Annotated in this window: 13 protein-coding genes; 8 read left to right on the top strand and 5 right to left on the bottom strand. The window is 66.9% G+C overall.

Annotation, left to right across the window (positions count from 1 at the left end):
* Positions 1-83 precede the first annotated feature (83 nt).
* The 4 genes from P0D62_RS00960 to P0D62_RS00945 all read left to right on the top strand — a co-directional run bounded on the left by P0D62_RS00960 (position 84) and on the right by P0D62_RS00945 (position 4,674).
* A complete protein-coding gene (locus P0D62_RS00960) occupies positions 84-1,592 on the top strand; it encodes a DUF4041 domain-containing protein (RefSeq protein ID WP_275700741.1) in 1,509 nt (502 codons plus the stop codon).
* An 86-nt stretch (positions 1,593-1,678) separates the two neighbouring features.
* A complete protein-coding gene (locus P0D62_RS00955; protein WP_275700740.1) occupies positions 1,679-2,374 on the top strand; it encodes a DUF3800 domain-containing protein in 696 nt (231 codons plus the stop codon).
* A gap of 429 nt (positions 2,375-2,803) precedes the next feature.
* Positions 2,804-3,661 (top strand): DUF3800 domain-containing protein, encoded by an 858-nt coding sequence (locus P0D62_RS00950; RefSeq protein ID WP_275700739.1) that lies wholly within the window; start codon positions 2,804-2,806, stop codon positions 3,659-3,661.
* 230 nt (positions 3,662-3,891) lie between these two features.
* Entirely contained in the window at positions 3,892-4,674 is a 783-nt protein-coding gene (locus P0D62_RS00945; protein ID WP_275700738.1) for an enoyl-CoA hydratase/isomerase family protein, read from the top strand.
* 162 nt (positions 4,675-4,836) lie between these two features.
* On the opposite strand, the gene P0D62_RS00940 is transcribed toward P0D62_RS00945, so the two are convergent.
* Positions 4,837-5,763, bottom strand: a complete 927-nt coding sequence (locus P0D62_RS00940; protein WP_275700737.1) for a CPBP family intramembrane glutamic endopeptidase — start codon at positions 5,761-5,763, stop codon at positions 4,837-4,839.
* 133 nt (positions 5,764-5,896) lie between these two features.
* Here P0D62_RS00940 and P0D62_RS00935 point away from each other — a divergent pair, with 133 nt between their 5' ends.
* Together P0D62_RS00935 and P0D62_RS00930 are read left to right on the top strand one after the other, a co-directional pair.
* Positions 5,897-7,090, top strand: coding sequence for a sensor histidine kinase (locus tag P0D62_RS00935; protein ID WP_275700736.1), 1,194 nt, complete (start codon positions 5,897-5,899; stop codon positions 7,088-7,090).
* Positions 7,078-7,716 (top strand): response regulator, encoded by a 639-nt coding sequence (locus tag P0D62_RS00930; protein ID WP_275700735.1) that lies wholly within the window; start codon positions 7,078-7,080, stop codon positions 7,714-7,716. Before P0D62_RS00935 ends, P0D62_RS00930 begins: the two co-directional genes overlap by 13 nt.
* 14 nt (positions 7,717-7,730) lie before the next feature.
* On the opposite strand, the gene map is transcribed toward P0D62_RS00930, so the two are convergent.
* Genes map through P0D62_RS00915 form a run of 3 tightly spaced genes read right to left on the bottom strand, consistent with a single transcriptional unit; the run spans position 7,731 to position 10,293 of the window.
* On the bottom strand, positions 7,731-8,579 hold the full coding sequence (gene map, locus P0D62_RS00925) for a type I methionyl aminopeptidase (RefSeq protein ID WP_275700734.1): 849 nt from the start codon (positions 8,577-8,579) through the stop codon (positions 7,731-7,733).
* Between the two features lie 44 nt (positions 8,580-8,623).
* On the bottom strand, positions 8,624-9,463 hold the full coding sequence (locus P0D62_RS00920) for a DUF2510 domain-containing protein (protein WP_275700733.1): 840 nt from the start codon (positions 9,461-9,463) through the stop codon (positions 8,624-8,626).
* Positions 9,463-10,293: a DUF2510 domain-containing protein gene (locus P0D62_RS00915; protein ID WP_275700732.1), complete on the bottom strand. Its 831-nt coding sequence runs from the start codon at positions 10,291-10,293 to the stop codon at positions 9,463-9,465. Before P0D62_RS00915 ends, P0D62_RS00920 begins: the two co-directional genes overlap by 1 nt.
* Positions 10,294-10,412: 119 nt before the next feature.
* Between P0D62_RS00915 and P0D62_RS00910 the strand changes: the two genes are divergently transcribed.
* A complete protein-coding gene (locus P0D62_RS00910) occupies positions 10,413-11,708 on the top strand; it encodes a glutamine synthetase family protein (protein ID WP_275700984.1) in 1,296 nt (431 codons plus the stop codon).
* 40 nt (positions 11,709-11,748) lie between these two features.
* Here the strand turns inward: P0D62_RS00910 and P0D62_RS00905 are convergent, their stop codons facing one another.
* The gene (locus P0D62_RS00905; RefSeq protein ID WP_275700731.1) at positions 11,749-12,183 is read right to left on the bottom strand and encodes a sterol carrier family protein; all 435 of its coding nucleotides are present in this window, start codon (positions 12,181-12,183) and stop codon (positions 11,749-11,751) included.
* Positions 12,184-12,241: 58 nt separating this feature from the next.
* Here P0D62_RS00905 and P0D62_RS00900 point away from each other — a divergent pair, with 58 nt between their 5' ends.
* Complete coding sequence (locus P0D62_RS00900) at positions 12,242-15,163, top strand: bifunctional [glutamine synthetase] adenylyltransferase/[glutamine synthetase]-adenylyl-L-tyrosine phosphorylase (protein WP_275700730.1); 2,922 nt, start codon at positions 12,242-12,244, stop codon at positions 15,161-15,163.
* The last annotated feature ends 10 nt before the right edge of the window (positions 15,164-15,173 follow it).

Here is a 15,173-nt window from a genome sequence, read left to right as displayed (position 1 = left end):
AGCCAAGACGATGGCGGGATGGAAGCGGCGTAGTACCGGCAAGTTCGGGGGCGTCGAGAATCAACAACCGAAGAGGAACTGACATGGGGCTGTTTGGTCCGAGCAAGCAGGAGTTGGAGCGGATCGCGTTCCTTGAGAGCCAGCTGGCTGAGCGTAATGCATGGCTTGTGCAGCGTGACGCGCTGATTACGCAGCGCGATGCGCAGATCGCGTCGTTGAAGGCAGACGGGGCGACGGTGATGAGGTTCTTGGATGACCATGGCGGCCGTCAGGCGTGGGCTGATCACTCGGCAGCCCAGAAACTCGCAGCGGCGAAGGTGCACGCCGAGGCGGAACTCGCAGCCGTACAGGCGCAGACGGAGCAGGTTCAGCAACGGCTCGCGTTCATCCAGGCCAACGAGTTCGACTACGAGAACCTCAATCGGCTGCGCGCCGATCAGGCACGGTTCGAGGCCCAGATCTCCCTGCTACGCGCTCGTGCGCATCTGGAGGAAGCGGGACTCGCCAACTATGACCATCCGGCCGAGGACAGCATTGCGTTGCAGGTGGAGTTGAAGGAACTGCGCAAGCGGATCTCTGCGCAGATCCGGGGGTTCAGTGCGGTCACTTCAAAGGGTGAGGTCGCAATCCCGACGACGATGGCAGGCCAACGCAAGTTCGCGAAAGACACGGCCCGACTTGCGTTGCGTGCATTCAACGCCGAGGTGGAGAACATCATCGCCGGGGCAACGGCCAACAATCTGGACGCATCAATGACAAAGATCTTTAAAGCCGCCGAGGCGATCGAGCGGTTGGGGCAGTCCTCGAACATTGCCATCTCGCCGGCCTTCGTCGAGTTGCGGGTCAGGGAACTAAAGCTCGCAGTCGACCATCTCAAGCAGAAAGCCATCGAGCGTGAGTTGGAGCGGGAGCATCGAGCCGAGCTTCGCGAGCAGGCCAGGGTGGAGCGCGAGCTGGAAGTTGAGCGCCAGCGCCTTGAGAAGGAGAAGCAGCACTACCTGAACGTGCTCAAGGTCATCCAGGAAACGACGCAAGACGAGACTGAGATCGCCAAGCTCCATGAGCAGTTGGTTGCGATCGAGAAGGGCATTAACGATGTCGAGGAACGGGTTGCGAACATTCGTGCCGGCTATGTGTACGTGATCTCGAACATAGGTGCGTTCGGCGACCACATGGTCAAGATTGGTATGACGCGACGGTTGGAGCCGATGGACCGGGTCAAGGAACTCGGCGATGCCTCCGTGCCGTTCGGGTTCGATGTGCATGCGCTGTTTTTCTCGGAGGACGCCGTCACCGTGGAAGCCGAGCTGCATCGGCGATTTGCCGCCCAACGTGTGAATAAGATCAACCTGCGACGAGAGTTCTTCTACGCTACTCCCGCTGAGGTACGGGACGCTCTTACGGAGGTCGCGGGCAACCTGCTGGAGTTCCGTGAGGAGCCCGAGGCAGAGCAGTACCGGCTCAGCGTTGCGGCCCGGGAGGCTGGGGTGCCGCTCGTGGATGTCGAGATGCCGCAGCGCGGCATGCTCGCCGACATCGGCGACGGCCTTGGGGATGAGTTCCAGAACGCCGGAGGGACGGAGTCGGCGTGAGTACGTCCCAAGGCCCACGGAAGAAGGCAGGGTCGGCAAGTCGGACCTCCAAGCGCCGGCCCTTCAACTTGCCCCCCAGTGTGCGGGTGTCGTCGATCTTCATCGATGAGTCGGGCTCGAAGAACTCGTCTGGAGGGTTCTTCGTCGTTGGTTTCGTGAAGTCGCGTACCGTGCCGGCCTTGGCTCGTGACATGCGTGACGTTCGCCAGAAGCACCAGCATTTCAAGGAGGCGAAGTTCGGGCAGGTGAGCAAAGGAAGTTTGCCCTTCTACTTCGACTTGGTTGAGATGTTGGCGGCGTCGGATGTTCGCATAGGCGGGTCGGTGTACGACGCGAACCGGCACTTTGGAAGCGACGATCCAACGTGGCTCGTGCAGGCCCGCATGTCCAGCCAGCTGGTTCTCGGCAACCTGAACCGAGGCGAACTGCTGAACGTGTTTGTCGACCTCGTCGAGACTCCTCGAGGGGAGAGCGTTGCGAAGCGGATCCATGACAACGTGAATGGCACCCTGATGGCTCGCTCTGTGGTTGCCTCCTATGACATGGACTCGAGGTCAACCGATCTTCTCCAGTTGGCCGACATCGTGGCAGGGTCGATCGCTTACGAGCGTCGGCAGGGTGTGGCCCAGGAACCGGGGTTGAAGGGTACCCCGAAGGCTCAGGTGGCCGCTCGCTTGCGCCGCGCCTTCGGCTTGGATTCCTTCGATGACGTGCAGAAGGGTCAGGTCAATATTTTGACGATGAAAGGGCAGCCGAGAACCCTGCCTGGGCTTGAAGTTTGACCTGCCATGGGAAATACTGGAGGTGTCTGGTGGCCTTGGCTTTAACAAGCCAGCACCCACCGGCCCGGCCGTGACGATGGTTACGGTACCGGATACGTGTACTGGTTCGTGCACACTCAGACGTGTCGGGACGGGGTTCTCCTGGAGGGGATCCCGCCCCGATGTTTTTTTGCCGAAGGTTTCCGGGCCCTATCGCGCTGGAGTAAGCGCAGATGCCCCTGTTCGCACGTCTGTTTGATTTAGCTTGCGTTGGGTGAGGCCCTGGCTCGACGGGTGCTCTCCATTGCGCAGGCCTTACGAGCTATCAGCCTGGCTGCTGGGCTGGGCGCACCTGCCTGAGGGGCTGCTGAGCGTTGAGGAGAATCGATGGTGATTGAAAGAGCGCGAACGATCGATGTGGCCTGTGCGCATGACAACGAGGATTTCTGAGTGGCTATTGTCCGGGTGAACGAGCCGGTCCTCAGCGGCACGGCGGAAAACACCGCGGCCGCGCTCCGCCGCCCTCGGATCGTCGCGTATGTTGACGAATCGGGTGATCGGAACAGCGGAGAGAACCGGCAATCCGACTACTTCACGATGACCGCTGTCATGGTGGAGTCCGAACACGAGCATCAACTCCGGCTGGTGATCGAGGGTGCGAAGGCGATCTGGAACATCCGTGGTCAGCTGCACTGGGTGAAGCACCTACGCGGTCGGCGGGCAGACCGGAGGGAGACCTTGTGCGAAATGCTCTCTGTAGTGCCGGGGGTGCAGGTGATCCATGTCATTCTCAACAAGTCGATGCTGCTGCCTGAAACCTACCTTGCGAACAATCAGGAAGGGAGCTACAACTATGCGTCCAGGCTCCTGCTGGAACGGATCGCCCACGCTGCCGACAAGTGGCCGGGCGGCCCGAGGATCGCGCAGGTCTACTTCGGTCTTGTGGGCGGGGTCGACCCCGGCGAAGTGACCCGCTATCTGAATCACTGCGCGACGCATCGCGACGGGTCTAGTGGTACGCCCTGGGATGCGGTGAAGTGGCCTCTTAAGTTCGAGCCCACCTCTGCCAGAGCCGGGCTGCAGGCCGCCGATATGTACTCAGGGATGCTGTGGGTCGCGCTCCAGCATGGGGACCGGAAGTGGTTCGACATGGTTCACGATCAGATCTATCGCAGCGCGAGCGGTCGTATCGGCGGGTACGGCGTCAAGTGTTGGCCGCGCGAAGCAGTTGCCCAGCTGGCGCACCTCTGTGAGAAGAGAACTGATCCTCTTGCAGGGGCCCCAGGGGGCTTTTCCTCTCACGAGTGAACACCTGTCGGCGGTTCCGGCCTGATCCCTGGCGACCCTGCAAGAGGATCACTGAGTCCAGTTTCCTCCACTTCTCCCCGCTTGGCAATACGTGTGCACGCCACATGTGGCCGCGTGGACGGCGTTTACGAAGATGCCGGACACCTGGAGGCGCTCTGCCCGCTTGCCCCCACCTCGTCCCTCATTATTCTTTTGGTTCGCGGCGGAGCGGGCCTCCCTAGGATGGGCCCATGGAATACCAGCAGATTCGTCTGGACGTCGACGACCAGATTGCTCGAGTCACGCTGAACAGTCCCGACCGGATGAACGCGGTCGGCCTTGAGATGGCTCGTGAACTGCGGGAGGTGTTCGGCCGGCTCGCGGCGGATCCCGACGTGCGGGTCGTCGTGTTGAACGGCGAGGGCCGGGCATTCTGCGCAGGCGGAGATGTGGCGTCGTTCGGGGATGCTCTGGATCGCGATTCAGGGGAGCTGGGGGAGCTGGTCGAGGTTCTCGCCGAGGTCAGCGTCATGCTTCGCACCATGCCTCAGCCGGTGATCAGCTCCGTGCACCGCTCCGTGGCGGGCGCGGGGATGGGGCTGGCGCTGCATGCCGACTTCTGTCTCGCCGCGGAAGGCACGTTCTTCGTGACAGCGTTCGGGGGAGTGGGGCTGGCCGGCGACACGGGCGTCGCCTACGTCGTGGCCCGTCGACTCGGACATGTGAAGGCGGCGGAACTGCTGATGACCGGACGAGTGCTGTCGGCCGACGAGGCGGCCGGCGTCGGGCTGATCACGCGGGTGGTGCCGGCGGAGCAGTTGGAGGAGGCGACGCGCGAGCTGGCCGAACGGCTGAAGGCCGGCCCGCGAGGCGCGTACGCGGCGATGAAGCGGCAGATCTGGGCTGCGGAGTACGGCGGATACGAGGCCTTCCTTGCCGTCGAACGCGAGACCCAGGTGGCGTGTGGGAGCTCCGCAGAGTTCGGCGAAGGAGTGAGGGCGTTCATGGAGCGACGCCGGCCCGACTTCTCGTAGACCAGGAGGCCGCCCTTCGAGACGATTCGTCTGCCCCGACGGCCACCGCTGGTTGGTCTGTAGCCCGACGGATTCTGCAATGGCGGTGTCCGCCGGGCCTGACGAATCCCTCAGGGACCTGTGATGGGGTGCGCCTGAGGGACTCGTCAGCGGGGAGGACCGCTAGGACAGCTGGGTCTTTGCGTGGTGCCGGAGGACGAGGGCGCAGAACAGCGTGACGCCGGCGGCGTCGATGAGGAGGCCGAGCCAGGAGCCGCCGGTGGCATTGAGGTCGGCGAGGCCGATGGCGCCGAGGGCGAAGATCAGGGCGTTGTTGACGATGTGCAGCGCGATCGCGGCTTCGAGGCCGCCGGTGCGCCAGGTCAGGATGCCGGCGGCGAGGGCGAAAAAGCCCACGGCGAGCTGACCCTGAAGCTCGTACTCGTGGCCGAGCACGAACAGCGGGATCGGCAGCAGGATGCCCCACCACGGGCTCTTCAGCCAGGAGCCCAGCACCTGCTGCGGGAGTGCCCGGAACGCATACTCCTCTGCCGCGGCCTGGAACGGCACCAGGAGCAGGGCACAGGCCAGCATGCCAAGCGACGTGGCCGACCATGTGGGCTGCAGAGTGAGCTCGGGATGGACGATGAGTTCAGTCACCAGGGCCAGGGCGAGGCTCAGCCCGGTGCAGAGCAATGCCAGGGCGCCGTAGCGTCCGAGGAGGCCGACGCGCAGCCGCCCTGCGATGGAGCTCATCGTGCCGAGGCGTCGTCGCTCACCGACCCGGACCCCGATCGCGATCGACGGGATCATCAAAGCCAGGCTGATCGTCGTCGCAGCCGCGACCTCGGGACGATTCATATCGAAGTTCTCGGAGCTGAGGAGCGCATCCAGCTCCGGGCTGGTGAGCATCGCCACGACGATGGCGACCAGAACCAGCACGACGTAGACGGCGACGCTGACGAGGATGGTGACGATCGGACGCCACCAGCGGTGCCGAGGATTGATGAGAGCCCGGCGGTGGAACGGCACGTTCTCGGGGGCCGGCACGGTCGGATCGACGGGCGACGGAGGGAGCAGGAGGGACGAGGACTGAGCGGTGTATGTCATGGCAAGAATCCTGGTCGGGCGGGGCTTCGGCCACCATCGGGCGACCGGCCGGTTTGCCGTGGCCGAGAGCATGATTCGGTTCATCCTTTCGGCCGATACCGCCTGGTGTTCCGGGGCGTCTAGGGTTCTGGGCATGTCTCGCACCTCGCGCATGCCCACCTCGCAGTGGTGGTTGATCGTCGCGGTGGTTGCGGCGTCGTTGATCGCGCTGTTCGTCTCCTGGGGCCTGCAGTTGGAACGCGGCCTCCCTGAGCCGGCGAACACCATGTGGATGCTGGCGGACCCGGTGCTCGGCGTCGTCGCCATCGTGCTGCTGCCCAAGGTCTTGTATCGCGACAGCGGAGATCCCGACTGGCGGGTCGATCCTCGACGCGAGCGGCGCGGGCTGGTGTGGGGCGTGGTGATCGTCTTGTGTGCGACGGTCTCGGGAGCCGCGCTGCCGTCGGCCGCGGTCGCGGTGGTGTCGCTTGCTGGTCGGCGCCGGGCGGCGTCGATCGCCGCGGGGGCGAGCAGCTTCATGATCGCCTCCGTGGCCGGCCTGATCCTGGACCGAGAGCCCGTCCCGTGGGGGGAGATGCTGATCGCGTCGGGACTGGTCTGCGCGGTGCTGGTGATGTACGGGCTGTATCGCGGCGGGCGTCGAGCTCTGCTGCGATCGCTGCGGCAGGAAGCCGAGGCCGCCCGACGCAGCCAAGAGGCGCGAGAGTTCCAGGCGCGTCAGGAGGAGCGCACGGAGATCGCGCGCGAGATGCACGACTCGGTCTCCCACCGGCTGGCCTTGGTCGCGCTGCATGCCGGCGCGCTGGAGTACCGCGACGATCTGGAGCCCGAGAAGGTGCGTGAGGCGGCCGCCGTGATCCGGCAGGCGGCGCAGGAGGCGGCCGACGAGCTCAGGGCGACGCTGCACGTCCTTCGCGCCGACGGGTCAGAGACGCGCCCGGCGCCGACCCTCGCGGATCTGACGCGATTGGTCGACGCGGTCCGCGCCGCAGGCATGCCTGTCAGCCTCGATCTCCAGGTGCCGGACGGCGTCGTGCTTCCTGACGCGACGGCCGCGCACGCCTATCGGGTGCTGCAAGAGTCGCTCACTAACGCGTCCAAACACGCGCCCGGCCAGCGGGTCGATGTCCTCCTCGCCGCGACTCCGGGCCAGGATGTACAGGTGCGCGTCGCCAACCTGCTGGCGCCTCAAGCGCCGCGAGGCCCCGGATCACGAGTCGGACTCGTCGGCCTCCGGGAACGCATGACGCTCGTCGGCGGTCGATTCGAGGCCGGGATGAGGGGCGGCCGCTTCGTTGTGGAAGCATGGGTGCCGTGGAGAACCTGAGCGTGCTGCTCGTCGACGACGAACCGCTGATCCGCGCCGGCCTGCGGATGGTGCTGGACGGGATGCACAGCATCCGGATCGTGGGCGAGGCCGGTGACGGCGTGGAGGCCGTCGAGCTCGTCGCCCGGCTGCGCCCCGACGTAGTGCTGATGGACGTGCGGATGCCCCGGCTCGACGGCGTCGCGGCCACGGCCCAGGTGCGTGCGCTCGACGACCCGCCGGCAGTGGTGGTGCTGACCGCCTTCGCCACTGACGAGTACGTGCTCGGCGCGCTGCGCGCCGGAGCCGCAGGTTTCTTGCTCAAGCACACGCCGCCGCCGCAGCTGGTGGAGGCCGTGCGCCAGGCGGCGGCCGGCACCATGACGCTGTCGCCCGAGGCAGCCGCGCGGTTGGTGGACGCCGCCAGTGCGCCGGTCGTCGAGGGCACGGAACGGTTGGATCTGCTCTCGGAGCGCGAGGCCGAAGTGGCGGATCTGGTGGCCGAAGGCCTGACCAACGCGGAGATCGCGGGCAGGCTGTTCCTCTCCTTGCCGACGGTGAAGACCCATCTCGCCCGGATCTTCGAGAAGCTGGCCGTCACCAACAGGGTGCAAGTGGCCCTATTGGTGCACGCCGCCCGACGCTGAGCGGCGGGGGATCGTCAGGGGAGGGTGAGGATATCTGCCCCGGTGGCGGTGACGACGAGGGAGTGCTCGAACTGGGCGCAGCGCGACTTGTCCAGCGTGACGACCGTCCAGTCGTCGTCCCACAGCTCGTTGTCCTGCCGGCCCAAGGTGAGCATGGGCTCAATCGTGAAGGTCATGCCCTCCTCGATCACCGTGGTCAGCCGGGGTTCGTCGTAGTGCAGCACCACCAGGCCCGAATGGAACTGGGTGTGCACGCCGTGGCCGGTGTAGTCGCGCACCACGCCGTAGCCGAAGCGCTTGGCGTAGGACTCGATGACGCGCCCGATCACAGAGAACGGACGGCCGGGCCGGACGGCCTTGATGGCTCGATTCAGCGCCTCCAGGGTGCGCTCGGTGAGCAGCTTCGACTCCTCGTCGACGTCGCCGCAGTAGAACGTGGCGCAGTTGTCGCCGTGCACGCCGTCCTTGAAGGCGGTGCAGTCGATCTTGACCAGGTCGCCGTCCTCCAGCGGACGGAGATCGGGGATGCCGTGGCAGATCACCTCGTTGACGGAGGTGCAGATCGACTTGGGGAAGCCCCGGTAGCCGAGCGCCGACGGGTAGGCGCCGTGATCGAGCATGTATTCGTGGGCGATAGCGTCCAGCGCGTCGGTGGTGACACCGGGAGCGATCGCCTTCGCGGCCTCGTGCATGGCCTGGGACGCGATGCGTCCGGCGATCCGCATCCGCTCGATCACGTCCTGGCTCTGCACGTGCGAGCCGCGATACGGCGTGGGGCCGGGCTTGCCGACGTACTCCGGGCGCGCGATGGAGCGCGGCACCTGCCGCATGGGGGTGATCGGATACGGGGTCACAACACTCACGGGGAGCCAGTCTAGTGGCCTGGGGTGGGTTGTTCGCGGAGCACCTACTCGACGCGCAGGCTCTCCAACGCGGCGGCCACCTCGTCCTGGTTGTCCGTCAGGTCGATCGTCGCGCAGGACACGAACACCGACAGCTGGTCCTTCTCACCCAGTTCCAGCACCACGATGTCGACGGTGTCGCCCTGGATCTCCTTGGGCTGATTGTCGACATAGACGTTGGCCCGGAGTCGCCATCCCTCGTGCCCATCCACCACGTAGGCGCTCGACTCCAGCACGTCGCGGTACCGGTAGCCCTGGAACATCGTCGACGACGCCATGCAGCTCATGAACTGCTCGGCGGCGGTTCGCGGCTCGGTGAAGCCGTCCTCGGCATGGACGTAACCGACGTCGATGTTGCTGATCCAGCCATCGGTGATCGGGCGAATGACCGAGTTCTGGTCGGTCATCCAGGGGACCGTGGTGGGGGTGTGCTGCCAGGCGGCGCCGGTGGGGGCCAGGAAGGACAGTCCTCCGCCCCGCACTCGTCCGTCCTGATCGACCTGCGAGCGCGAGTCGTAGTGGATCAGGGGGCAGGCGATGTTCTGCCCGTGATCGCCGATGCTGGGCGTGTCGCTGGGCTGAGGGCTGGGTGACAGCTCATCCCACTGGCTGCCCGACGGCCGCGCGGAGGACTCCGGGGCGAGATCGATGACGCTCAGACCGCCTGTGCCGTACAGCAGGCCGACGACGAGCAGCGTCACGGCCGCCATCGCTGCGGCGAACCACACCCACTGCCGGCGCGGCTTCTGAGACTCGGGGGCCGTCGGCTGCGCCCATCGTTGCCCGTCCCAGTAGCGGGGGCGGGAGGGGTCTTGCGGGTCGGGGTACCAACCGGGCTGGGCCATCAGCTCACCTTCTCCACGGAGTCGAGGGCATCGGCCACCAGCTCCTTGCGTTTCTCGTCGTCGATGGGGGCCTGCGAGTGGAACAGGACCAGGTTGTCGCCGTGGCGGAAGACGGCGACGACCACCTCGTCGCCGATCACCGCCTCGCCGGGCACGTTCCAGAAGTTCACCCGCAGCAGCCATCCCTCCACGCCGTCGCGGGTGGTGATCCGGCGATCCTCCAGCGGTTCCTGATGGTCGAGGGTGGAGTAATAGTAGGAGGTCGACATGCACTCGACCAGCTGTGCGGCGGCGGCAGCGGGATCGTGCGAGAACACCTCGGTGTCCAGGGTGCCGATCGCGGTGATGGCGACCCAGCCCGCGGTCACCCGATCCGACTGGCCGGAACGGTCAGAGGTGAAGTCGATCGTCCATCCGCCGCCGTCGCTCCACCACGGCACGGCCTTGAAGCGCAGGCCGCCCGACTGGTACCACCCGTCGACGGGGCCTAGCTCGCCCTCCTCGATGAGCGGGCATTCCACCGGGCGTCCGCCGTCGTCCCGCTTCTCCGGGTCGGTAGGGGTTTCACTGGTTCGCAGCTCGTTCCATTGGGATCCGCTGGGCCTGGCGACGTTGGGATCCTCGATGAAGCCGAAGGGGGTGGAGCCTCGCCAGGGCTGCCACACGATCAGCACGATCACCAGGACGATCCCGATGAGCCCGACGATGAACCCCAGCGGACGTGTGGACGCGCGCGGCTTCTTCTGCACGGGGTCCAGCCAGCGCCGACCGTCCCAGTATCTGGGCTCGCCGGATCCCGCGGGGTCGGGATACCAGCCAGGTTGAGCCATGAGGTCCGATGATAGTCGCGCGCGATCCGCCCGAGGGATGAGATTTCGTCATGCAGCTGTAACAAATCCGGGGCAGAATGTCCGGCATGGATAGGCAACTGGAGTTCGTCCTGCGCTCAATGGAAGAGCGAGACGTCCGATTCGTCAGGCTCTGGTTCACCGACGTGCTGGGCGCGCTCAAGTCTGTGGCCATCACCCCCACCGAGGTCGAAGGGGCGCTCTCCGAGGGCGTCGGGTTCGACGGCTCGGCGATCGAGGGGTTCGCCCGGGCGTACGAGTCCGACATGGTGGCGCACCCCGATCCGTCGACCTTCCAGATCCTGCCGTGGCGCACCGGGCCGGGGTGGAGCACCGCGAGGATGCTCTGCGACATCAAGCTGCCCGACGGCAGCCCGAGCTTCGCCGATCCGCGCTTCGTGTTGAAGCGCGCGCTCGACAAGGCGGCTGCTGCGGGATTCACCTACTACATCCACCCCGAGATCGAGTTCTTCCTGCTGAGCCATCTCGATCCGCCCACCCCGCTCGACCAGGGCGGCTATTTCGACCACACCACGCTCGGCAACGGCACCGACTTCCGTCGCGACGCGATCACGATGCTGGAGCAGATGGGCATCTCCGTCGAGTTCAGCCATCACGAGGCTGCTCCGGGCCAGCACGAGATCGACCTGCGCTACGCCGACGCGCTCACGATGGCCGACAACGTGATGGCCTTCCGCGTGGTCATCCGCGAGGTGGCCATCTCCCAGGGCATCCACGCCACCTTCATGCCGAAGCCCTTCGGTGGGATGCCGGGCTCCGGCATGCACACCCACATGTCGCTGTTCGAGGGCGACGCCAATGCCTTCTACGACGCGTCCGACGAGTACAACCTCTCGCCGCTCGCGCGCCACTTCGTCGCCGGGCTGCTGCGGCACGCGCCCGAGATCACGGCCGTGACCAACCAGTGGGTGAACTCCTACAAGCGGCTCGCCGACGGTCACGAGGCGCCCAGCTACGCCTGCTGGGGTCGTGCCAACCGTTCCGCGCTGATCCGGGTGCCCCAGTTCACGCCGGGCAAGGGCTCCTCGGCCCGCATCGAGTACCGCGCCGTCGACTCGGGCGTGAACCCCTACCTGGCCTACGCCGTGATGCTGAACGCCGGCTTCAAGGGCATCGAGGGCGAGTACGAGCTGCCCCCGGAGACGGAGGACGAGGTGTTCCGGCTCAGCGAGCGCGAGCGTCGGGCGCTGGGCATCCAGGCCTTGCCGCGCAACCTGGAGGAGGCGCTGCAGCTCATGGAGGGCAGCGAGCTCGTCGCCGAGACCCTCGGCGAGCACGTCTACGAGTACTTCCTGCGCAACAAGCGCGAGGAGTTCGAGGACTACCGTCGCCAGGTCACGCCGTGGGAGCTGCAGCGTCACATCAACGTGATGTAAGAGGTTCCGCAGGTAGGTGGCACCTCTAGTCCCCTCCCGATCAGCTGATCAGGGGAAAGGCCGCCGCCGCTTCGTCCGCGTGCACGCCGGAGGCCCGACGCGGCCTGCTCGCCCAGTTTTCCTTGCCGACGACGAGATCCAGGAACTCCTGCGGCTCGAACTCGACCACATTGGGCGGCGTGCCCCGCGTGTGCTTCGGGCCCGTTCCGAAGCCGATCTGCACCGCCGCGAACGGTGGCACCCTCAGCTCGATCGTCGCGCCCGGGTGACGCTGCCTCAGCAGCGCGCAGGCGGCCCGGCACGCCGCGGCCAGGAGCGTGCGGTCCAGCGGAGACGAGGCTTGACGCGCCGCGCGAAGCAGGATATTGGTGAGATCGGGCTTCGCTTTGGCGAGCTCCCTGTCCAGTTCTGCGGTGGCCTCCGCGTCGAGGAGCGGACGCAGCGCGCCGAGCAGGGCGGGGGAGGGCTTGACCATGGCCAGATTCTCCCATGCCTCGCGCGCGCCGGGCCGCCTCCGGCACTACTGTGGAGCCGTGACCAGGATCTCCTCGCCCACGGGCGAATTCGCGCGCCGGGGCTTCCAATCGCCCTCGACCGCGGCTCGCACCTGGGAGCGCTGGGGGACGTGGCTCGGCCACACGCCCGACGTCGATCTGGCCCTGTTCGAGCACGCGGCGGATCGGGATCAGGCCCTGGACGCCTTGGAGCGGATCGCCCAGAACGCTCCGACGGAGTACGCGGAGCTGGCTGCCGACCGGGCCTGGCTGACCCGGGTGATTCGGGTTCTCGGCGCATCGTCGGGCCTCACTCAGACGCTCACGCGTCATCCCGAACTCGTGTGGCTGCTGCAGCAGCCTCCAGGCCCGAGGGACCGAGAGGGGTGGCAGCGGTTCTTCGCCGGCTTCGTCGAGGTGGACGACGACGGCGTCGCGCGCGGCGATTCCAACCAGTTGCGCATCGCCAACCGCGCCGCCCTGATCGAGATCGCGGCGCGCGATCTGGAGGCTGCGGACCCTTATGCGGTCGTCGACCAGCTGTCGCAGGAACTGGCGTTCGTCGCTGAGATGGTTCTGGAACTCTCGCTCGCCTTCGCCCGAGCCGAGGTGGCGGGCTGGGAAAAGGCGCGGCTCGCGGTGCTGTCGATGGGCAAGACTGGCGCCCGTGAGCTGAACTATCTCTCCGACGTCGACGTGATCTACGTCTGCGAGCCCGCCGAGGGGGTCGACCCGACGGCCGCCCAGGAGGTGGGCGCTCGGCTGGCCGCTGCGCAGGCTCGGATCTGCTCGGCCTTCACTCCGGAGGGATCGATCTTCGCCGTCGACGCGGCCCTGCGTCCAGAAGGCAAGGCGGGATCCCTGGTGCGCACGCTGTCGTCGTACCTGGCCTATTACAAGAAGTGGGCGAAGAACTGGGAGTTCCAGGCCCTGCTCAAGGCGCGCCCGGTGGCCGGCGACCTCGCTCTCGGCCACCAGTTCGTCGAAGCCGTCGCCCCGATGGTGTGGGCGGTGGGCGAGCACGCGGGCTTCCTGTCGGAGGTGCGCGCGATGCGCGAGCGCGTCGTCTCGCTGATCCCCGCCAAGGAGGCCAAACGCGAGATCAAGCTCGGCGCGGGCGGCCTGCGCGACACCGAGTTCTCCGTGCAACTGCTGCAGCTCACGCATGGACGCGCTGACGAGCGGCTGCGGCTGCGCGGCACCTTCGAGGCGCTGCGCGCTCTGGTGGACTGCGGCTACATCGGGCGCGCCGACGGTGCGGAGATGGAGCAGGCCTATCGCTTCCAGCGCGTCCTCGAACACCGCGTCCAACTACGGCGGCTGCGGCGCACGCACCTGCTGCCCGACGATGTCGTCGGCCTGCGCGACGTGGGCCGGACGATGGGGATCGCTCCGGAGGATCTGCAGAAGAAGTGGCGCTCGTCGGCCCTCTTGGTGGAACGCCTCCAACGCCGGATCTTTTTCTCCCCGTTGCTGGATGCGGTGTCGAGCGTCCCCACGGACTCGCTGCGACTGTCGCCCGAGGCGGCCAAGGACCGGATGCGCGCGCTCGGCTTCGAAGATCCGCGGGCGGCGCTCGGCCACATCGAGGCCCTCACCCGGGGCACCAGCCGCGCGGTGGAGATCCAGCGCCAGCTGATGCCCGCCATGCTGGGCTGGTTCGCGCAAGGCACCAACCCCGACTACGGACTGCTCAGCTTCCGGCAGCTGTCCGAGGCGCTGGGGTCCACGTCGTGGTATCTCCGAGCGCTGCGGGACGAGGGCTTCATGGCCCAGCGGCTCGCCCAGATCTGCTCGTCCAGCCGGTTCGTCGTCAACCTCTTGCGCCGGGCGCCGGAGAACGTGCGGCTGCTGTCAGGCAGCGACGGCTTGCGCGTGCGCACCGTCGAAGAGCTGACGACGTCGATGACCTCGGCGGCGCAGCGCAAGAGCGAGGTGGAGCAGGCGATCGAGTCGATTCGCGCCCTGCGCCGCTCTGAGCTGTGCCGGATCGCGCTGAGCGACGTGCTGGGCGACGTCGACATCGACACCGTCGGCGTTGCGTTGAGCGACCTCACGTCGGCATCGATCGACGCCGCCCTGGACGTCGCCCGTCGCGAGGTGGATGCGCCCGAGGTGGGTGTCATCGCCCTGGGCCGCTGGGGCGGATCGGAGCTCAGCTACTCCTCCGACGCCGACTGCATGTTCGTGGTGCCGGACGGCACCGACGCGGACGGGCGCACCGCCGCCACCGAGCTGGTCCGCCGGGCCAGCCAGCTGCTCGGGCGCCCGGGCCCGGATCTCGGCGTCGAGATCGACACCGATCTTCGTCCGGAGGGCAAGGGCGGGCCGCAGGTTCGCACGGTCTCGTCCTACGCCAACTATTACGAGAAGTGGGCGGCCACCTGGGAGTACCAGATGCTGCTCAGGGCACGGCCCGGCGCCGGAGCCCAGGATCTCGCTGCGCAGGTGCTGAGTCAGGCGGATCGCTACCGCTACCCCGCGGGGGGACTGGAGAAGGAACGGGTCATTGAGATCAGGCGACTGAAGTCGCGGATGGAGAAGGAGCGCATCCCGCGCAACGTCGATCCGAACCGCCACCTCAAGCTCGGTCCCGGCGGGCTGTCCGACATCGAGTGGAGCGTGCAGCTTCTCCAGCTGAAGCATGGGCATGAGTTTCCCGGCCTGCGGGCCACCTCGACCCTGGCGGCCCTGGCCGCCGCAGTGGAGGCGGGGCTGGTCACGTCGGAGGAGGCCGAGGTCTTCGCCGGAGCCTGGCGGCACGTGTCCCGTCTGCGCAACGCGATCATGCTGGTGCGCGGAAGGGCCAGCGACGTGCTCCCCAGCAACCACCAGGATCTCGCCTCCATCGGCCAGCTCATGGGCTACGACGCCTACCACGCGTCCAACCTGCTGGACGACACCATGCGCCACACCCGCCGCGCCGCCGCTGTGGTCGATCGGGTCTTCTGGGAAGACTGAGGTGGTTCCG

Source organism: Tessaracoccus caeni, from assembly GCF_029211185.1.
Taxonomy (GTDB): Bacteria; Actinomycetota; Actinomycetes; order Propionibacteriales; family Propionibacteriaceae; genus Arachnia; species Arachnia caeni.
The sequence above is the reverse complement of the archived record's forward strand: the minus strand, read 5'-3'. Positions and strand labels throughout refer to the sequence as shown.